The 16,052-nt window shown below is 53.1% G+C and carries 25 protein-coding genes; 14 read left to right on the plus strand and 11 right to left on the minus strand.

Going from position 1 to position 16,052, the window contains the following annotated elements:
* Positions 1–77: 77 nt before the first annotated feature.
* From ABKW30_RS05420 to ABKW30_RS05435, 4 genes are all read left to right on the plus strand, one after another.
* Positions 78–935 carry a D-alanyl-D-alanine carboxypeptidase family protein gene (locus ABKW30_RS05420; RefSeq protein WP_348597220.1) on the plus strand — a complete coding sequence of 286 codons (858 nt, stop codon included), beginning with the start codon at positions 78–80 and terminating at the stop codon, positions 933–935.
* Between the two features lie 114 nt (positions 936–1,049).
* Positions 1,050–1,634: a hypothetical protein gene (locus ABKW30_RS05425; protein ID WP_348597222.1), complete on the plus strand. Its 585-nt coding sequence runs from the start codon at positions 1,050–1,052 to the stop codon at positions 1,632–1,634.
* Complete coding sequence (locus ABKW30_RS05430) at positions 1,634–2,221, plus strand: hypothetical protein (RefSeq protein ID WP_348597224.1); 588 nt, start codon at positions 1,634–1,636, stop codon at positions 2,219–2,221. The genes ABKW30_RS05425 and ABKW30_RS05430 overlap by 1 nt, the downstream gene beginning before the upstream one ends.
* A gap of 4 nt (positions 2,222–2,225) precedes the next feature.
* Entirely contained in the window at positions 2,226–2,798 is a 573-nt protein-coding gene (locus tag ABKW30_RS05435) for a hypothetical protein (protein WP_348597226.1), read from the plus strand.
* A 1-nt stretch (position 2,799) separates the two neighbouring features.
* On the opposite strand, the gene ABKW30_RS05440 is transcribed toward ABKW30_RS05435, so the two are convergent.
* Together ABKW30_RS05440 and ABKW30_RS05445 are read right to left on the minus strand one after the other, a co-directional pair.
* Positions 2,800–4,089: a hypothetical protein gene (locus tag ABKW30_RS05440; protein ID WP_348597228.1), complete on the minus strand. Its 1,290-nt coding sequence runs from the start codon at positions 4,087–4,089 to the stop codon at positions 2,800–2,802.
* A gap of 57 nt (positions 4,090–4,146) precedes the next feature.
* Positions 4,147–5,334 (minus strand): MFS transporter, encoded by a 1,188-nt coding sequence (locus tag ABKW30_RS05445; protein WP_348597230.1) that lies wholly within the window; start codon positions 5,332–5,334, stop codon positions 4,147–4,149.
* A gap of 15 nt (positions 5,335–5,349) precedes the next feature.
* On the opposite strand from ABKW30_RS05445, the gene ABKW30_RS05450 reads away from it, so the two are divergent.
* Positions 5,350–5,535, plus strand: coding sequence for a hypothetical protein (locus ABKW30_RS05450; protein WP_348597232.1), 186 nt, complete (start codon positions 5,350–5,352; stop codon positions 5,533–5,535).
* Positions 5,536–5,559: 24 nt separating this feature from the next.
* Here ABKW30_RS05450 and ABKW30_RS05455 read toward each other — a convergent pair whose 3' ends face one another.
* Positions 5,560–6,384: an aldo/keto reductase gene (locus tag ABKW30_RS05455; protein WP_348597233.1), complete on the minus strand. Its 825-nt coding sequence runs from the start codon at positions 6,382–6,384 to the stop codon at positions 5,560–5,562.
* A gap of 175 nt (positions 6,385–6,559) precedes the next feature.
* Between ABKW30_RS05455 and ABKW30_RS05460 the strand changes: the two genes are divergently transcribed.
* From ABKW30_RS05460 to ABKW30_RS05475, 4 genes are all read left to right on the plus strand, one after another.
* Entirely contained in the window at positions 6,560–7,459 is a 900-nt protein-coding gene (locus ABKW30_RS05460) for a LysR family transcriptional regulator (protein WP_348597234.1), read from the plus strand.
* A gap of 62 nt (positions 7,460–7,521) precedes the next feature.
* On the plus strand, positions 7,522–7,752 hold the full coding sequence (locus ABKW30_RS05465; RefSeq protein ID WP_348597236.1) for a helix-turn-helix domain-containing protein: 231 nt from the start codon (positions 7,522–7,524) through the stop codon (positions 7,750–7,752).
* A gap of 58 nt (positions 7,753–7,810) precedes the next feature.
* Complete coding sequence (locus tag ABKW30_RS05470) at positions 7,811–8,152, plus strand: hypothetical protein (protein ID WP_348597238.1); 342 nt, start codon at positions 7,811–7,813, stop codon at positions 8,150–8,152.
* Positions 8,153–8,225: 73 nt separating this feature from the next.
* Positions 8,226–8,444 carry a hypothetical protein gene (locus ABKW30_RS05475; RefSeq protein ID WP_348597240.1) on the plus strand — a complete coding sequence of 73 codons (219 nt, stop codon included), beginning with the start codon at positions 8,226–8,228 and terminating at the stop codon, positions 8,442–8,444.
* Here ABKW30_RS05475 and ABKW30_RS05480 read toward each other — a convergent pair.
* Positions 8,441–9,325 carry a DMT family transporter gene (locus ABKW30_RS05480; protein ID WP_348597242.1) on the minus strand — a complete coding sequence of 295 codons (885 nt, stop codon included), beginning with the start codon at positions 9,323–9,325 and terminating at the stop codon, positions 8,441–8,443. The genes ABKW30_RS05475 and ABKW30_RS05480 overlap by 4 nt on opposite strands.
* 17 nt (positions 9,326–9,342) lie before the next feature.
* Positions 9,343–9,756, minus strand: coding sequence for a VOC family protein (locus ABKW30_RS05485; protein ID WP_348597244.1), 414 nt, complete (start codon positions 9,754–9,756; stop codon positions 9,343–9,345).
* Positions 9,757–9,932: 176 nt separating this feature from the next.
* Here ABKW30_RS05485 and ABKW30_RS05490 point away from each other — a divergent pair, with 176 nt between their 5' ends.
* Positions 9,933–10,094 carry a Thivi_2564 family membrane protein gene (locus tag ABKW30_RS05490; protein ID WP_008122293.1) on the plus strand — a complete coding sequence of 54 codons (162 nt, stop codon included), beginning with the start codon at positions 9,933–9,935 and terminating at the stop codon, positions 10,092–10,094.
* A 33-nt stretch (positions 10,095–10,127) separates the two neighbouring features.
* Here ABKW30_RS05490 and ABKW30_RS05495 read toward each other — a convergent pair whose 3' ends face one another.
* Positions 10,128–11,018 carry a LysR substrate-binding domain-containing protein gene (locus ABKW30_RS05495; protein WP_348597246.1) on the minus strand — a complete coding sequence of 297 codons (891 nt, stop codon included), beginning with the start codon at positions 11,016–11,018 and terminating at the stop codon, positions 10,128–10,130.
* 72 nt (positions 11,019–11,090) lie between these two features.
* Between ABKW30_RS05495 and ABKW30_RS05500 the strand changes: the two genes are divergently transcribed.
* Entirely contained in the window at positions 11,091–11,381 is a 291-nt protein-coding gene (locus ABKW30_RS05500; protein WP_348597247.1) for a hypothetical protein, read from the plus strand.
* A gap of 7 nt (positions 11,382–11,388) precedes the next feature.
* Here ABKW30_RS05500 and ABKW30_RS05505 read toward each other — a convergent pair whose 3' ends face one another.
* From ABKW30_RS05505 to ABKW30_RS05515, 3 genes are read right to left on the minus strand one after another with little or no spacing between them, the layout of a single operon-like run.
* The gene (locus ABKW30_RS05505) at positions 11,389–11,577 is read right to left on the minus strand and encodes a hypothetical protein (protein ID WP_008122300.1); all 189 of its coding nucleotides are present in this window, start codon (positions 11,575–11,577) and stop codon (positions 11,389–11,391) included.
* A 38-nt stretch (positions 11,578–11,615) separates the two neighbouring features.
* A complete protein-coding gene (locus ABKW30_RS05510) occupies positions 11,616–12,017 on the minus strand; it encodes a cupin domain-containing protein (protein ID WP_348597249.1) in 402 nt (133 codons plus the stop codon).
* Entirely contained in the window at positions 12,014–12,394 is a 381-nt protein-coding gene (locus tag ABKW30_RS05515) for a helix-turn-helix transcriptional regulator (RefSeq protein ID WP_348597251.1), read from the minus strand. Before ABKW30_RS05515 ends, ABKW30_RS05510 begins: the two co-directional genes overlap by 4 nt.
* Positions 12,395–12,516: 122 nt before the next feature.
* Between ABKW30_RS05515 and ABKW30_RS05520 the strand changes: the two genes are divergently transcribed.
* Positions 12,517–13,686 (plus strand): MFS transporter, encoded by a 1,170-nt coding sequence (locus ABKW30_RS05520; protein WP_348597253.1) that lies wholly within the window; start codon positions 12,517–12,519, stop codon positions 13,684–13,686.
* Positions 13,687–13,707: 21 nt separating this feature from the next.
* Here the strand turns inward: ABKW30_RS05520 and ABKW30_RS05525 are convergent, their stop codons facing one another.
* A complete protein-coding gene (locus tag ABKW30_RS05525; protein WP_348597254.1) occupies positions 13,708–14,739 on the minus strand; it encodes a fatty acid desaturase in 1,032 nt (343 codons plus the stop codon).
* Between the two features lie 242 nt (positions 14,740–14,981).
* On the opposite strand from ABKW30_RS05525, the gene ABKW30_RS05530 reads away from it, so the two are divergent.
* Both ABKW30_RS05530 and ABKW30_RS05535 read left to right on the plus strand, forming a co-directional pair.
* Entirely contained in the window at positions 14,982–15,221 is a 240-nt protein-coding gene (locus ABKW30_RS05530; RefSeq protein WP_348597256.1) for a hypothetical protein, read from the plus strand.
* Between the two features lie 82 nt (positions 15,222–15,303).
* Positions 15,304–15,741, plus strand: a complete 438-nt coding sequence (locus tag ABKW30_RS05535; RefSeq protein WP_348597258.1) for a hypothetical protein — start codon at positions 15,304–15,306, stop codon at positions 15,739–15,741.
* Between the two features lie 87 nt (positions 15,742–15,828).
* Here the strand turns inward: ABKW30_RS05535 and ABKW30_RS05540 are convergent, their stop codons facing one another.
* A complete protein-coding gene (locus tag ABKW30_RS05540; protein ID WP_348597260.1) occupies positions 15,829–16,035 on the minus strand; it encodes a DUF1127 domain-containing protein in 207 nt (68 codons plus the stop codon).
* Positions 16,036–16,052 lie beyond the last annotated feature (17 nt).

Below are 16,052 nucleotides of genomic sequence, written 5' to 3' on the forward strand. Positions count from 1 at the left end.
ACTGCACAGCTTGGCCTTGCCACTGAAATCAGCTAACAAGGCGCTCTCAGTCCAATCATTAAGTGCCGTGAGTATCCATGTCCTTGCATCCCGTTTTGAAGTTCGCAGCTGCGTTTGGCCTTATCCTCAGCGTAGCCAGTGGATGCACGACAGCGACATCACTCGATTCAGTCGGTGCGATTGCACCGGTGCCGGTTACAGAAAAGTCTGCTGCCATTGTGGTCGATGGCAGTACAGGGGCAGTGCTCTATCAGGCAGGCGCCGATCTGCCGCGTATTCCCGCATCGCTGACCAAAATGATGACGCTGTATCTAACGTTCGAAGCAATGCAATCGGGCAGGATCAGCAAAGACACTCAAATTCCGATCTCGGCGCATGCTGCTTCGCAGGCGCCAAGCAAGCTTGGCCTCAAACCCGGCAGGACAATTGATGTCGATACGGCAATCAAGGCGCTGGTGGTTAAATCGGCGAATGATATTGCCGTGGCATTGGCTGAATATCTTGGCGGAACAGAAGAGCAATTCGCGGCGCAGATGACGGCGAAAGGCCGCGCGCTTGGTATGCGCGGGACGGTTTTCCACAACGCATCCGGCTTGCCTGATCCCCAGCAGATCACCACTGCCCGCGATATGGCCCTGCTGGGACTGTCTTTGCGCAAGCACTATCCGCAGCAGTATTATTACTTCGTAACGCAGGACTTCATGTTCGACGGCAAGGTCATTCACGGGCATAACCGCGTGTTGGCACAGCTGAATGGTGCCGATGGCATCAAGACAGGCTATGTGCGCGCCTCGGGCTTCAACATCGTAACCTCAATCAACGATGATGGCCGCCAACTTGTCGCCGTCGTCATGGGTGGCGAGACCGCCAAACTGCGTGACGCTCAGGTCGTCAGCCTTGTGAATGCCTATCTCCCGCAAGTGGCGCAAAGGTAAGCCGCTCAGCCGAACTACTCGTTAGGGTTGAAATTTACCCCGTTGCTGTTGCATGGTTCCCGCAAGTTCGACTCATTTGAGAGTTCCGGAGCGATAGTGGAGAAACACGGATAGATGTGGTCCCATTTCGTCACGTTTCGCAGCAAGGCGACAGCCTGGCTGACAGCAGGGCTTGGTTCGTTCGCCGCATTGGGCCTCGCTTTTGCCATGGGTGCATTCGAGGCGGCTGAAAAACCGGTGCTTCCCGAGATCACTGCTGGTCAATCCATGGAAGCAGGTAAGTGGCTTATAAAGCCTCTGAAAATCTGGACAACCAGCCAGAAAATATATGGCACTACCCCGAAGGAAGGCCAGAAGGCAGTTGTGTTCGAGGTCGAGCTGATGAATCGCACGATTGAGTCCGACAGGGGCTATTACACGACGTTTCAATGGCCAGCCGATATCGCGGACAAGATCGAGCAGCCGATGATTTATCTGACAAGGGATGAATCGATGACGCCAAGCCTGCAACCGGGAATGCCGGAGAAAATGGTTTATGTCTGGCTGATGCCCAAAGACCTTGCGACAGGCAGTGAAATCAGGCTGGCGATTGAAGCGTATGGATTCAAATACCGTAACAATCTGACAGGAACGCCCGGCTGGTGGAGCAAGAATATTGTAGGCTCCCTGCACATGCCCCTACAACAGGAGCAGGGCTGATGCGCAGGTTATGGAATATCGTCGTCATCCTTGTTGCGGTGGCGCTGCTTTACGGCATGTGGGTAACAAAGCCGCGCTATGGCGAACTTACCGGGCCCATTGCGGCCTATGGAAAAATGCATGATCTGGTGCATACGCGTGAATTTGACGTGAAGCTCAATCGGGTAACTTTTGCGCGTGAGTTGACCTATACGCAGTTTGGGAAAACCAAGGCTCTAACGACTTCAGGCGTGTGGGTAATTGCCTCGGTGGAACTAGCAGCAACGACGAAAAGCACGGGTGTCTCGACAGCAATCTGGCAGGGACCGACAGGTCTCAGATTTGAGCAAAGCAACCGCGTTGGCTGGCTGCCGGGACAGCCGCCTTACATGCTTGAGCCCGGCTTGCCAAAGCAGGCACAGCTTGCATTCGAGATAATGCCTGATCAGGTCAATGGTGCGACATTGCTCATGTCGGCGCAGATGCTCCCCTCGCTGGATTCGGAAGCACGGATATCGGTCGACGATTTCAAGAAGTTCAACGATGGCCAGCCGCTGATTGTTGATAGTTTCGACATATCGCGTCCGCAACCGGCTGCGGGGAGCTGATGCAATGACCGTACTGGATCAGGAAACACAAAGTTCCGAGCGTCGCTGGTACTGGCGTAGCCTTTGGGCGCTGATAATCATTGTTCCGCTTTCACTGTTCACCATCAGCTTCGGTGATTATACCGAGATGAGCCGGTATACCGATCTCTATCCCACAGAGGTTGCTGCGGGAGAGGTCAAGCACTACGGCGGCAGCGATTGGCAGTTTTACGGATTGCGAAAGGTCGAGGAAGGCATTCGTCCCGGCGCGCTACCGGCGGGCTCAGTGCCTGTCATTGCAAGGTTTCTGGTGGAAATCGGTGAGACCAACCTGCAGGAACTGTGGCTCATGTGTGCAATCCGGCTAACGGACAAGGCCGGCAGATCATGGTCACCGACGTCAATCCCGGGAATGCGCTCCCCCGAAAATGGCATTCAAACATGCGTTTCGGCGATGTTTTCAGGGGCGGAAAAAGGCACCAGAATGGTGATTGAAGAGCGGTTCCTCGTACCGGTAAATGTCGCAGATGAAGTACGCCCGACGTTAGGCGTTTATAGCGAACGGCCTCATTACCTGAAATTTGCACGCACCGAATAGATCAGGCCGGATTGGCCACCGCTCCAACGTCAGCAGATGCAGGCTTCTTCGTCATGGAGAAAGCCGTTTCCAGAACTGCTGCAAGGAAACATATCCGCAGGGGTTCCACGAGTACGCCGGTCGAGGAATCCTGTAGCGGGCTACCAAACAGGAATACGACAGCGTTGCCGACAAACTCCCATATCCTGGCTGATTGCGGGCCGATGATATGAGCCGCGCCGAGCCATGCCCATGCTGCTACCCACTCGATAAATCGATAACCGAGGATGAGCGTGATGATCAGAAGCAGGCCGGAATTCATGGTTATCCTGATGCCGTTGGCAATAGGCAGATAGCGGGAACGATAGCCACTGATGAAATGGTTGATAAAGTCGCGCAAGAATTTGGGGATCGCCCGATAGCGCTCACCAAAACGCTCCACCCGGTGATGCACACGCATAAGCTCCTTCTGGTCCCGCACATCGTAACCATAGACCAGAGCGACCATGACGAGCCAGATCAGAGGAAAGAGCGCATGAAAGAACAACATGGTGGCAACGGTTCCAAAGCTTTCCGGCACCTGCTCAATGGGAACCGTCGCGGCGGCATAAGCATATGAAACGGGCTGGATAATTGCGGCGAATAACTGCTCAAACCAGTTCCAGAGCTTGCCATTGACCAGTGCCTGCATCCAGTCATCTTTCCAGCGGCTGATAATGTAAAGACCGATGAAAACCCAATTGGTCTCGCATATGACGATAACAATTTCCCAGAATGAGCGGTTGGACTTTTCCTTCAGGCGTTTGGCGAGCCAGCGTAACAGCCAGGAGATTGCAACTGACAGGAGAATCCACTTGGAATCGAGTACGTCCAAAACATTGCCGCCACCTCCGAAAGGCATCATCGCCAAAGCAAGGCGGGAGTACTGGCGCACCGTGTCGCCGAGAAATCCCCAAGCGGCATAGTAAGCGAAGAAGGGAATAAGGGCGATTGCGACGATTGTGGTCAAACGGGAAAAGCCGCTCGTTTGCTTGCCGGATAGTCTGTCTGATTGCATTTGCGCTGCGTTGACGGACGGCAACCCGGGACGCACGATCTGAATCATGGAGACAGTTGTTATCAATTGCGTGAGGGCAACAAGGGTCAAAACCGCAAGCCCGGCGTAATGGTTCATATATGCCGTCTTTACGGCCAGATACATCAGCACATGGGAAACAGTAAGCCCCAGAAGCACAACGGCCACCAATTGGGGCCAGAAGCGCAACCAGAGCTTGAAAGTCAGCTTGATGGGCAGTGCCACTTCGGCCAGCATGAAAAACCTCTTGCGAATCTCATGCTGACCTTAACAATTTTTGCGGCGCTGCCAAGTTTAGCAGGCGGGAACCAGTACGCGGGCGGTCTCACGCCTGTCGAGTATCTGGCTCCAAAGTGTCAGGCCGAGCGCACCGACAACCAGCAGGGAACCCACCCAAGGCGTTGCACCAAGCCCAAGCGGCGAGGCAACGATAATGCCACCGAGGAATGCGCCACCGGCAATGCCGAGATTGAACGCAGCGATATTAAGAGCCGATGCGACATCAACTGTTTCAGGCGTGTGAATCTTGGCGAGTTGTACCACGTAGAGTTGAAGGCCGGGTACGTTCGAGAATGACAATGCACCAAGAGCAGCAAGTGTTACCAGAGACCAGACCGGTGAAACGGCGGTGAAGGTAAAGACCGCCAGAACAATGGCCTGCAAAAGGAACATGACTGCGAGAGCCTTGACGGGATTTCCGTCAGCCACACGTCCGCCAACCATGTTTCCTACGGCAATGGACAGGCCGTAGAGAACGAGGATCAAGCTCACTGTTGAGTTTGCATAGCCGGTGATCTGTTCAAGAACAGGTGCGAGGAATGTAAACATCACGAATGTTCCGCCGTAACCAAGCGCCGTCATGGCAAAGGCAAGCAGCAGGCGGCCGCTGCCGAGAACGCGAATCTGATCGATTATGCGGGCAGGTGCTGCTTTGGCGATCTTCGATGGCAGAAGCATTGCGATGGCAAGGAATGCAATCACGCCAAGAACTGTAACGGCCCAGAATGTTGCGCGCCACCCAAGTTGCTGGCCAATGAATGTACCAAGCGGAACACCTGTCACGATGGCGACGGTTAGGCCAAGGAACATCATGGCGATGGCGGAAGCGCGGCGATTGGGTGCAACCAGATCGGCAGCGATTGTTGCGCCAACCGAGAAGAACACGCCATGCGCAAAAGCGCTGATGACGCGCGCGACAAGCAAAAGCTCGTAAGTCGGGGAGAGCGCTGCGGCAGTATTGCCAACAATGAACAAACCCATCAGACCAAGCAGCAAAGGCTTGCGCTCGATACGTCCGGTGAGGGCAGTCAGGATGGGCGCGCCGAAGGTGACGCCAAGTGCGTAGACACTGACGATAAGGCCTGCGAGCGGGAGGGTAATGTTGAGATCGGTAGCAACGGTAGGCAAGAGGCCAACGATGACGAACTCCGTCGTCCCGATGGCATAGGCGCTGATTGTCAGCGCCAGAAGTGCGAGAGGCATGATCCTATCCTTTGAATGGATGCTGCGTTAAAGCCAGCCCTCGAATTTCAAACTATTGATGACTGGTTGGTTGCGCTCAATATGAGCCCTCGCCATTCCATTGATAATAACCAGATGGTGCTCAATGTTTGTGAACTCAGTTCACAGATGGATGCTGATACGGCAACGGCACCTCTTTCAATTGAAGAGACGCCGCTCTAAGTCATTGTCGGATCTGAAGCGTGATTAATCCCACTTGGGAGCAAGATTACCCGGATTTACGATACGTCCATCAGGCCGTGCAAGTGCATGCAATGCCTGCATTTCTTCATTTGTCAGTTCGAAATCGAAAATCTCGAAATTATTGCGGGCTCGTTCTTCGCTCACAGTTTTGGAAAGCGTGATAACGCCCTCCTGCTGAATCAGCCAGCGCAAGACGATCTGTGCTTCGCTCTTGCCATGCGATGCGGCAATCGCTTTGATAACCGGATCGCTTATGACCTTGCCATCTGCCATTGCGTAATAGGCGGTAATGCTTATGCCGCTATCACGCGCTGCTTTCAATACGATGCTCTGATCCAGATAGGGATGATACTCCACCTGATTGGTGACGATTGGAGCTTTGCTCAGCTTGACTGCTTCCGCCATCAGGGCAGAACTGAAATTGCTGACACCGATATTACGAACTTTGCCCGCATCGCGAACTTCATTGAGCGCGCCGATCCGCTCAGCCAGCGGAACATCGCTCTTTGGCCAGTGAAGGAGGAGAAGGTCAACATAGTCTGTCTTCAGCTTCGACAGGCTCGCATCAACGGATTTGATAAAGGCGTCATGCTTGTATTTGTCGACCCAGACCTTGGTTGTCAGGAATATGTCGCCACGGGAAACGCTGGAGCTTTTGATTGCTTCACCGACTTCGGCTTCGTTGCCGTAAATCTGCGCAGTATCAACATGGCGATAGCCAAGCTTCAACGCGGCTGGAACCATACGCAATACATCAGCACCGGGCATACGGAACGTGCCGAAGCCGATTGCCGGAATTTTTGCGCCATTGGCGTTTACATTGAACATTCTGGTTTCCTCTGTCAGTTAGCGGCAGCTTCAAATGTTTGGTGATCCAAAACTCCGTCTCATCCATGTGGGCATGGCTATACCTTCGATATGGTTTGAAACGCGTGCGATGATAATCGCTTGTTATCGACCAGCTGTTGTGAAATTAATTCATAGATAGCAACAGGATCATGTCATGGACAATAGAGCCGGAGAAATGGACGTCTTCGTGACGGCGGTCGAATTGGACAGTTTTTCCGCTGCAGGCAGAAAGCTCGGTCTGTCGCCATCGGCCGTTAGCAAGATGATCCGACGCATAGAGGACCGGCTTGGTACGCGCTTGCTGAACCGCTCGACGCGCTCCCTGCAGCTGACGCCTGAGGGTGAAATCTACCGGCAGAGAGCGTTGCGGATTATCTCAGAAATCGAGGAAACCGAACGCGTCGTTGCTTCGGGCGCATCGGCGGCCCCGCGCGGGCTGTTGCGGGTAAATTCGTCCGTTGCAGTTGGGCAATTCCTGATATTGCCGCTAATGCCGAAATTTCTGGAACTATACCCGGAGGTCGAACTTGATTTCACCCTTAGCGAGCGTGTGGTCGATCTGATCGGGGAACGTGCAGACATTGCAATTCGTGTTGGCCCGATGCGGGACTCGAATTTAAAAGCGCGCAAACTCTGTGAAAGCCGCAAGGTCGTCGTGGCTTCGCCCGAATATATCAAGGTGCGTGGCAGGCCAATGGAGCCCGCCGATTTGCAAAAGCACAATTGCCTGAATTTCAATTTCCGCCGTGCGCTTGAGGAATGGCCATTCAAAAATCCTGAAACAGGAGAAATAGAACGACTGGGCATTTCCGGTAATTTTCTGGCGAGCAGTGGCGCCATTGTACGCCAGATGTCTCTTGCCGGATTGGGCATTGCGCGGCTTGGATATTTTCATCTGGCCAGCGATATCGAGGCAGGTCGTCTCGAGGTTATTCTGGAAGACTACAATGCTGGTGATATGGAGCAGATAAACGCTGTATTTGTCGGGCATGACTATCTGGCGACACGCGTGCGAACCTTTATCGATTTTCTTGCGGAGAATATGCCCCGGTAGCAGGAACAAAATTCAAGCCCGTGCATTACCGGAGACCGAATTTTCCAAACAAGGAGATTACAATGGCCGATGTGATTGAAACGACAGCCTCCGCGATCACTGCAGGTGTTACCCTTGTAAAAATGATCAAGGAGAAGTTCGGCTATACCGCTGAAGACTTGGCAGTAGCTTGCGGCCTGACTGTCGAAGAACTGAACTGTATTGAAACCGGCGCTGATGCTGAACCTGGTAAATTGCATCGTATAGCTCATTCTGTCGGACTGCCCGACGTAACAGCCCAAATCCAGCATTGACGACTATAGTTCAAAATATGTGCTGTCTTTCGTGCGTGATGCGGGTGAATATGCAGCCATGACAGAAGACAGCAAGATAGAAAATGATGGAGTCGCGCGCCTGAAACGGCATGCCGATCTTGTGCAGCAGCTTGTGAAACAGGTTCCTGCTGCCCTTGCCAAGTCCGGACTGACACTGGAACAGGTTTCAAGACTTCATAAGGTTATCCAAAAAGGCGTTGACGATTTTAACGAGGTTCAGGAACTGGTGAATGAGCCGGGTCTTGATGGAACCTATCAACGCGCTGCAAGCAGCCTTGCGAAAATCTGGTCGCATTTGTCTGCAGCGGCCGAGGCAAGGATGCGAGATCTTGCGAAGGGTGATATTGGCGAAACAGGCCGTGAAATACCCGAAGAGTGAATTCGTTGGCCAAGCTTAATTGGAACAATTGCGCCCGCCAACCTTTAACATTGTAATGTTGAAGGAGATGAATATGACAAATCGGGTTGAAAAAATCGAAGCATTGAAGAATCTCGTCGCCGAGGAAATCTCAGGGATCGTAGAGGCGGTTTACGCAGATGAGGTCAGTGATCTGGACAAGCTGGCCAACCATCAGACCAGACTGACCGATCTCGTCAAAATCTATCAGGCGGCTGAAATCGCCGAGACCACCAACAAGCAGGGCACCTATAATCTAGGTAATATCCTTTAAGCTATAGTCGGCTTTACAGGTTCGGCGCGCGAACGATTCTTGAGGTTGAGCAAATTGCCGGAGAGGATCAATGCCGCGCCTATCGCCGTGTAGACATCAATCCGCTCGGAGTAGACCAGCCAGCCAACAACAGCTGTAAGTGGAACACGAAGAAAATCCATGGGAATGACAACGGTTGCATCGGCATAGAGCAAGGCCTTTGCCATGCAGAAGTGCGAGAACGTACCGGTGAATGCAATAATGATCACCCATGGCATAATTTGCAGGGATGGCCATTGCCAAACATAGAGGGCAGGCAGCAACCCAATCCCTGATTGGATCACCAGCATCCAGAAAATGATCTTCACCACGCTTTCCGTGCGGGTCAGCGATTTGACCATGGTGAATGATATGCCGAAGGTAAACGCGGCTCCAAGCACGATCAGTTGGCCTATTTCGATTGTGCTGATGCCGGGACGCACGATTATCACGACGCCAATAATACCCAGCAGTATGGTCAGAGTGCGCCAGATGTTAAGACGCTCGCCCAGAAATGCCACGGCCATCACAGCTGTCCAGGCGGGGGTGGTGAATTCGATTGCAATCAACTGCGCAAGCGGGATCATGGACAGTGCCATCAGCCATGCAAATTGACCGGCGTAATGCGCTGTGTTGCGTCCGAGATGCTGCCAGATGCGGCTTGTTTTCATGGCTTTGAATCCGCCCGATGAGCGGATGAGCGGATAGAGCATGGCAAGGCCGATCAGCGACCGCATCTCCATGATCTGAAAGACATCAAGTTCCCGGGAAGCTTCCCGGCCTGAAACCGCCATCAAAATTATGGCAGCAAGCGATCCGGTCATCCAGAACGCGGCCCTGATATTCGATGGCTGCACTTCCATGATTTTTCAGTGCGACCCTATTTTGCGTAAATGCTGGCGAAATCAGCGAAACCTTTAACTTCGATGGGATTGCCCGAGGGGTCGCGAAAGAACATGGTCCATTGCTCACCCGGTTCACCTTTGAAGCGAACCACGGGTGGCATTACGAACTCTATGTTTGCGGCCTTCAACCGGTCTAACAGCGCGTTCCAATCCTCAAGTGCCAGGATAACGCCGAAATGCGGCATGGGAACCATGTGGTCGCCTACCTTGCCGGTATTTGTTGTTTCGAATGGCTTGCCGAGGTGCAGCGAGATCTGATGGCCAAAGAAATCGAAATCAACCCAGGTGTCCGTACTGCGGCCTTCTTCGCAGCCGAGTACCCCACCATAAAAACGGCGTGCTTCATCAAGATCGGTTACATGATAGGCGAAATGAAACAATGAGCGCATGGGGGATTTCCTGAAAGCATGGCGGGAATGCCGCTGAAGCTAACAGCAAGGTTGGAAGCAGACAATGCGGCGAAAGCGTAAATGCAATTTTTGCGCGCATGTGATGGAACCAAAGTCGGCTTAGGAGAGTTCCTGAGGGCTACACTCGTATTGATCCAGAAAACAGGAAATATGTAATGTCGATTTTGATCAGTCTTTTGATCACCGTTCTGGTGATTTTCCTCGTGCTCTATCTCGTGCAGATGCTGCCACTGGATGGCCGCGCCAAGCAGATTATTCAGGTCATCGTCGTGGTGATCGGTATTATCTCCCTGCTGCGCTATCTCGCAGTATTTTAAAGATCGGAGCGGGCGGGATTAATCCCGCCCTTTTCAATTCTCGATATTGCTGAGCTGGCCAAGCATCCAGTCGCGGAATGCGCGGATTTTGGGGACATTTCTGCGAACTTCCGGATAAACCAGCCAATAAAAGTGATCGCCATCAGCGCCAAGAATATCAAAAGGTTGAATAAGCTGACCTTGTTTGATTTCGTTCTGATAAAACGCGGGAGTAAGGATGCCGACGCCCATCCCGGCTAAAACAGCCCGTCCTTCGAGATGCTGATCGCCAAAGCGGCTTCTCGGGTCGCCGAGCAGATGTGGCTCCTGAATACCCACAGCTCGAAACCATAACTTCCACCAGTAATCACCGGTATCGATGAGCGGCAGTTTCAGAAGATCGGCAGGTGTTTTTACGCCTCCGATCGTTGCAGCCAATGCAGGTGTCAGCATGGGCGAGAATTCCGCAGGAAAAATCTTGTGGCTGGTCAGTCCGGGCCATTTTCCACTGCCGGATCTGATGCCGACATCTGCGGGTTGCCGCGAGAAATCTATCATATCGCGTGTGGCTTGCAGGCGTACGGCCAATGCCGGATGCGCAAGCTGAAACGACCCCAATCTCGGAACAAGCCAGTTTGAGGCAAAAGTCGGTATCGTGCTGATGGTCAATACGCCGTCAGCGTTCTCGCGTGTTGCTGCGATTGCGCCACGTATCAGTTCGAATGCTTCACTGATGGCGGGGGAAAGGCGGGCACCTACTTCCGTAAGCGTTACCTGACGCGACTTACGCAGAAAAAGCAGCGATCCGATACGCTCTTCAAGCAGCTTGATCTGATAACTCACGGCCGCTTGTGTCATGCCTAGTTCTTCGGCCGCCTTGGTAAAATTGCCATGGCGAGCAGCAGCTTCGAACACACGGATTGCCGACAAAGGAGGAAGTTGCATGGTCTATCTCACATAAGCTGTCCTTATGCATACTACTCGGCGTTTTGTTGGAAAACAACCACGGGAAGGCGCATGTTCACTTCAACAAAAGGGCCAATGGCCCTGCTTTTTGGAGTTAGGGAAATGATGATGTCCAAGACACATGCACCGGCTGTTACAGTGCTTTCAACCTTCATGGATTGGTTCAGGGGATCGAAAAATCAACAGTTGAAAAACGAGACTGCCAATCACGTTCACACGGAAGAATTCTCCGATCACATGCTGCGTGACATCGGTGTTCTGGATGGCAGAAATTCAAAGGGGTATACGCGAAAACGCTCTGTCGACAGTTTGTTGAACGATAACTTTAACGGTACTCGATAGGAACGATTTAAGAATCGAAGTCAGTTTCGAGCTTGCGTTCAAGCGCTACAAGGTCATCGGGCAGGGGCATACCCATCGCCCGAAGTTCGTTCAGGTGCTCACGCAGGGTCTCGTGAATTTCATGGGCATCCGCTGGCCGTTTGACCATCTCTTCAACCAAAAGCGCGATCTGAGCCTTGATGTCTTCGAATGCCATGATCATTTCCTTCTCTGCAACTGTCGTAATGTAGCAGACTAATCGTGGCCGGAATATTGCGTATCTGAAACCTTTTCCATCCATTCGACAGCTTTGCCGTCAAGCGCTTCCTGCATGGCGATATGGGTCATGAATGTACTAGGCCCGGCCCCGTGCCAATGCTTCTCACCCGGCGGAATCCAGATCGTATCGCCAGCCCTGATTTCCCGGATAACCTCACCCCAAACCTGCGCAAGCCCGGAACCGGAAGTGACATGCAGTGTCTGGCCGAGCGGATGCGTGTGCCACGCCGTACGGGCACCCGGTTCGAAGCGGACGGTAACGGCGCGCAAACGCGCAGGTTCGTCAGCCTCGATAATAGGATCTTGCCATACGGTTCCGGTGAACCAGTCGGCTGGAGCGCGACGCGTGGGCATTGAGCCGTTCGGCGTTATTTTCATGATTGCAATCCTGACTGCCCCGGGAACTCGCTGGACAAAGAAGCCGCGCCGGGTGTGAGTTGTTCGGCAGATGCCAAAATTGAAGCAAGGAAGCCGGGAAACCGGGTTTCCAGATCAGTGCGCCGCAGTGAAAGCAAACGTTTCGTGCCTTCAGGGCGAACATGAATAATCCCCGCTTCACGCAGCTTTCCAATATGATAGCTCAGCGCGGTTTTTGAACCGAGGCTAAGAAAGTAGCTGCAGGTCATGTTGCGCTCGTCTTCACCAAATCGTGCCAGCATGGAAATGATTGCGAGACGCGTCTCATCGCCAAGTGCCGCAAGAACTGTAGGCAGAGTGATTTCTTCTGGAGCGGGATGATGCAGTGTGTTCGTCATACTCCATGTCATAGCAATTGGCAGGAGAGATTTCAATGTTCAATAATTTTTGAACTTATCGCTTGACATTAATTTGCCGTCGCTCGATAGTTCAAGGATCATTGAACATTGGGATAATGGCCATGGACATTCGTCTTGTTGGATTAGCTTTGGGCACGTTTGCTATCGGCATTGAAGGCTTTGTTGTGGCCAGCCTTCTGCCCGAAATAGCCGGGGATACCGGCGTCAGCCTGGTTCAGGCAGGTTATCTTGTCGTAACTTATGCCTTCGCATACGCGATAGGTGCCCCAATCATTGCTGCCTTGACCGGCGGGCTTGACCGGCGTCTGGTGCTCGCAGGCAGTGCATTGGTGTTTGTTCTGGGCGCACTGCTCGCATCGATCGCTCCGACATATATGCTGCTGATTGCTCGTCTTCTGATTGCGGTGGTGGCTGGGCTTTATGCGGCAACAGCACAGGCGACGGCAGTTGCGATATCGGAGCCGCACCATCGCGCAAGAGCGATCTCGGCAGTCGTGGGCGGAACAACGCTGGCAGTTGCATTTGGTGCGCCGCTTGGCGCATTCATAAGCAGTTTCGCGGGTTGGCGCGGCACTTATATTTTTATTGCCCTGATTGGTGTTCTGGCAACATTGATAGTGTGGGTGTTGCTGCCGCGCGGACTTTACGCGGACAAAATGACGTTGGCCAAGCGCCTCAGTGTCATTCGTCATCCGGGATTGCTGCCCGCGCTTCTGACAATGTTGCTCTATATGGCAGGCGGGTTTGCAGTTTATACCTATATCGCTGCCGTCGCTGTTCAGGGGGCAGGGCTTGGCCGCGAATATCTGCCCGTTATTCTATTGGCGTTCGGCGTTGGAGCGGCATTCGGCAATTTTCTTGGCGGACAACTGGCAGACCGTTTCGGCGCGACCAAAACTGTGATTGCCGCGTCAGTTCTCAACACCGCCGCTCTCCTGCTTGTCAGCTGGATCATGACATTGCCGCATGAAATAGCGGGCTCGTTGTTGATCGGGCATATGGTGCTGTGGGGCGTGATCGCCTGGATGTTTCCGCCGGCACAAGCCAGTCGCATACTGGCACTAGCGCCTGAAAGCGCGCCGCTTGCCTTGTCGCTGAATTATTCTGCGCTTTATCTAGGTGTTGCCATTGGATCAATGATTGGTGGGCTGGTTATCACGAATCTGGGTCTGGGCTATCTTGGCACTATTGGCAGCATATTCTCAGTCCTCGGCCTCGCGGTGATACGGCTTGCACGCACCACGAGGCGTGAGTATCTATCGATAGCCTGATCAGCAGAAGGGGCGCTGGTGTTAAACTTGCGCCCTTGCCTCCCGGAAAGAGATCAGTCTTTTGCGGTTTTCATCCCACAGGACGAGTTTCACACAACGCAGGCTTTCCATAATCGTGATGCGTCCAATATCGCCGAGTTCGGGATAATCTTTCAAAACTTGCGGAAGCCGATAACAAGGAACCTTGCTCGACAGATGGTGGACATGATGAATGCCAATATTGCCGGTAATCCACCGCAGAAAACCCGGCAGAATATAATGCGATGATCCATGCAGGGCAGCTTCGTGGAACTGCCACTCCGGTGCCGACGACCAGTGTGTTTCTTCAAACTGGTGCTGGACGTAGAACAACCAGATGCCCGCCGCTCCAGCGAGCGTGACGATTGGTAGATGGATCAGCAGAAATGGTCCTACGCCTATGAGCCACATCAGGAATATCGTGCAGACCGCGATACCAAGATTGGTCGCCATGGTGGATACCCACGGTTCAGCGCCTGATCGCATCATGCCAAAAGGCAGACGTTGCTTGAAAAAGAAAAGCCATACAGGGCCAACGCCGAACATGATTGCAGGGTGGCGATAAAGGCGATAACCGATCCGGCCCCAACGCGACAGTGCGCGATATTCAGCAACGGTCAGCGTTGTGATATCGCCGATCCCGCGTTCATCCAGATTGCCCGCGGAGGCATGATGAATGGCGTGGCTGCGCCGCCAGTAATCATAAGGCGTCAATGTCAGTACGCCAATTACCCGACCGGTCCAGTCATCTGTGTGACGGTGGGCAAAGAATGATCCATGACCGCAATCATGCTGGATCATGAACAATCTCAGCAGAAAGCCTGCTGCTGGTATAATGAGAATAAGGCCCCACCAGTACCCATAGTGAACTGCTGCCCAGCACAGTGTCCAGAAAATGGCGAATGGCACCACGGTCACAGCCAGTTCAAAGGCACTGCGCCCCCGATGTGGCTTGCGGTACTGGCTGAGTATCTTGAGCCAGGGACGAGCATCAGAGCTTGTTACAGGGCTGTCTTTTTGGAGAGAGGTTTTCATCGGCTATTATATGGCTGGCACGCCATATCACGCAAGATGCGCTTTGAAATAAAACGTTACCGTGGGCGGACCTCCCACACACCGCGCCGCCGTAATTGGAACCGCTATCGCAGCCTAGCGTTTAATCATCGGTATGGGCTGTTATTATCAGCATATTCGCTGATACCCCTGATGACGAAGGACATCTTCTGATTCCGGGTAACGCTTGAAAGCATTTTTAATTCGAACGTAAGGTAGACGTAATGGATCCGGTTCAATTGATTGTCGTTATGGCATTTGATCAAGGCGATGCTGGTGAGCTGTTTCCAGTCGGGGAGCCGCAACAATTCGAGACCAAGGAAAGGGCGATCCGCACGGCCAAGGATCTTGCCTCCAAACATGCCGGTGTTATCGCATGGAGTCGGGATGCCAAGCCGGACGTTGGAGAGTATGGCCCTCCGGAAGTGCTTTACACAGCTGGAGAGGTTCTTGAGCTGGAATGAATAAGACCATACAGATTAATTCAGGGGGTGCGGTGCGGAACATTCCGGCGCGGCATCAGTTCATGAGCATGGAGGAACTACGATGTTCATAAAATCACTAACCATTGCTACATTTTTTGGTCTCTCAGGCATTGTCCTGTCCGGCTGTGTCGCGGATGATGGCGGCAGTGGCTATTATGGTGGTTCGGGTGGATACAGCTCGGTCTATGTCGATGACGGGTATTACGGCAGGGACCGCTATGATCGTCGTGACCGCTATGAACGCCGCGATTGGCGCGAAAACAGAAGGGATCGAGACCGGAAGGATCGTAGGAGAGATTGGGATAATAACCGCCCTGATCGAGGTGACAGACCTGGACGCGATCCCAATCGTGACCCAAGGCCAACACGGCCACCAGTTGTAGAGCGTCCCGACCGTCCTGACAGACCAAATCGCCCGAATCGGCCGGAACGTCCGCAGCCGGTTAAGCAGCAAGAAGAGGGCCGTGGCATCAAACCATGGGAACGCACCCCGAAATAATTATCAGCTATGTTACTGGCGCGGCTGTAATTTGACAGCATCGCGCCAGTTACTTCGCCGCTGGATTTCGTATCAAGCTGCCGTTCCTCATATCCAGAACCATGATTTTGCGAACTCGGCGTCTGCCTGAGATTGCGAAAGGCCGATATCGCGAAGCTGATCGACGGTAAGCCCAGCTAAAGCCTTTCGACTACGACGCTTTTCAAGATAACCCCCAATTTTGTGAATCGGCAGCAAAGCCACATGAGCGACTGGCGCGGGAGTGCGCCTTATGCTTGCATTGAATAGAGCCATCTGAATTTCCTTTCGGC

The organism is Phyllobacterium sp. SB3, from assembly GCF_040009165.1.
GTDB lineage: Bacteria > Pseudomonadota > Alphaproteobacteria > Rhizobiales > Rhizobiaceae > Phyllobacterium.

What these genes read in the sequence shown, in the direction of transcription:
- ABKW30_RS05430 (WP_348597224.1), top strand. Translation starts at nt 1,634, where the DNA reads ATGCGCAGGTTATGGAATATCGTCGTCATCCTTGTTGCGGTGGCGCTG.
- ABKW30_RS05525 (WP_348597254.1), bottom strand. Translation starts at nt 14,739, where the DNA reads ATGAAAACCTCTCTCCAAAAAGACAGCCCTGTAACAAGCTCTGATGCT.
- ABKW30_RS05500 (WP_348597247.1), top strand. Translation starts at nt 11,091, where the DNA reads ATGTTCACTTCAACAAAAGGGCCAATGGCCCTGCTTTTTGGAGTTAGG.
- ABKW30_RS05540 (WP_348597260.1), bottom strand. Translation starts at nt 16,035, where the DNA reads ATGGCTCTATTCAATGCAAGCATAAGGCGCACTCCCGCGCCAGTCGCT.
- ABKW30_RS05455 (WP_348597233.1), bottom strand. Translation starts at nt 6,384, where the DNA reads ATGTTCAATGTAAACGCCAATGGCGCAAAAATTCCGGCAATCGGCTTC.
- ABKW30_RS05465 (WP_348597236.1), top strand. Translation starts at nt 7,522, where the DNA reads ATGGCCGATGTGATTGAAACGACAGCCTCCGCGATCACTGCAGGTGTT.
- ABKW30_RS05530 (WP_348597256.1), top strand. Translation starts at nt 14,982, where the DNA reads ATGGATCCGGTTCAATTGATTGTCGTTATGGCATTTGATCAAGGCGAT.
- ABKW30_RS05450 (WP_348597232.1), top strand. Translation starts at nt 5,350, where the DNA reads ATGGATGCTGCGTTAAAGCCAGCCCTCGAATTTCAAACTATTGATGAC.
- ABKW30_RS05460 (WP_348597234.1), top strand. Translation starts at nt 6,560, where the DNA reads ATGGACAATAGAGCCGGAGAAATGGACGTCTTCGTGACGGCGGTCGAA.
- ABKW30_RS05495 (WP_348597246.1), bottom strand. Translation starts at nt 11,018, where the DNA reads ATGCAACTTCCTCCTTTGTCGGCAATCCGTGTGTTCGAAGCTGCTGCT.
- ABKW30_RS05485 (WP_348597244.1), bottom strand. Translation starts at nt 9,756, where the DNA reads ATGCGCTCATTGTTTCATTTCGCCTATCATGTAACCGATCTTGATGAA.
- ABKW30_RS05535 (WP_348597258.1), top strand. Translation starts at nt 15,304, where the DNA reads ATGTTCATAAAATCACTAACCATTGCTACATTTTTTGGTCTCTCAGGC.
- ABKW30_RS05475 (WP_348597240.1), top strand. Translation starts at nt 8,226, where the DNA reads ATGACAAATCGGGTTGAAAAAATCGAAGCATTGAAGAATCTCGTCGCC.
- ABKW30_RS05440 (WP_348597228.1), bottom strand. Translation starts at nt 4,089, where the DNA reads ATGCTGGCCGAAGTGGCACTGCCCATCAAGCTGACTTTCAAGCTCTGG.
- ABKW30_RS05470 (WP_348597238.1), top strand. Translation starts at nt 7,811, where the DNA reads ATGACAGAAGACAGCAAGATAGAAAATGATGGAGTCGCGCGCCTGAAA.
- ABKW30_RS05505 (WP_008122300.1), bottom strand. Translation starts at nt 11,577, where the DNA reads ATGGCATTCGAAGACATCAAGGCTCAGATCGCGCTTTTGGTTGAAGAG.
- ABKW30_RS05435 (WP_348597226.1), top strand. Translation starts at nt 2,226, where the DNA reads ATGACCGTACTGGATCAGGAAACACAAAGTTCCGAGCGTCGCTGGTAC.
- ABKW30_RS05520 (WP_348597253.1), top strand. Translation starts at nt 12,517, where the DNA reads ATGGACATTCGTCTTGTTGGATTAGCTTTGGGCACGTTTGCTATCGGC.
- ABKW30_RS05425 (WP_348597222.1), top strand. Translation starts at nt 1,050, where the DNA reads ATGTGGTCCCATTTCGTCACGTTTCGCAGCAAGGCGACAGCCTGGCTG.
- ABKW30_RS05490 (WP_008122293.1), top strand. Translation starts at nt 9,933, where the DNA reads ATGTCGATTTTGATCAGTCTTTTGATCACCGTTCTGGTGATTTTCCTC.
- ABKW30_RS05445 (WP_348597230.1), bottom strand. Translation starts at nt 5,334, where the DNA reads ATGCCTCTCGCACTTCTGGCGCTGACAATCAGCGCCTATGCCATCGGG.
- ABKW30_RS05510 (WP_348597249.1), bottom strand. Translation starts at nt 12,017, where the DNA reads ATGAAAATAACGCCGAACGGCTCAATGCCCACGCGTCGCGCTCCAGCC.
- ABKW30_RS05420 (WP_348597220.1), top strand. Translation starts at nt 78, where the DNA reads ATGTCCTTGCATCCCGTTTTGAAGTTCGCAGCTGCGTTTGGCCTTATC.
- ABKW30_RS05515 (WP_348597251.1), bottom strand. Translation starts at nt 12,394, where the DNA reads ATGACGAACACACTGCATCATCCCGCTCCAGAAGAAATCACTCTGCCT.
- ABKW30_RS05480 (WP_348597242.1), bottom strand. Translation starts at nt 9,325, where the DNA reads ATGGAAGTGCAGCCATCGAATATCAGGGCCGCGTTCTGGATGACCGGA.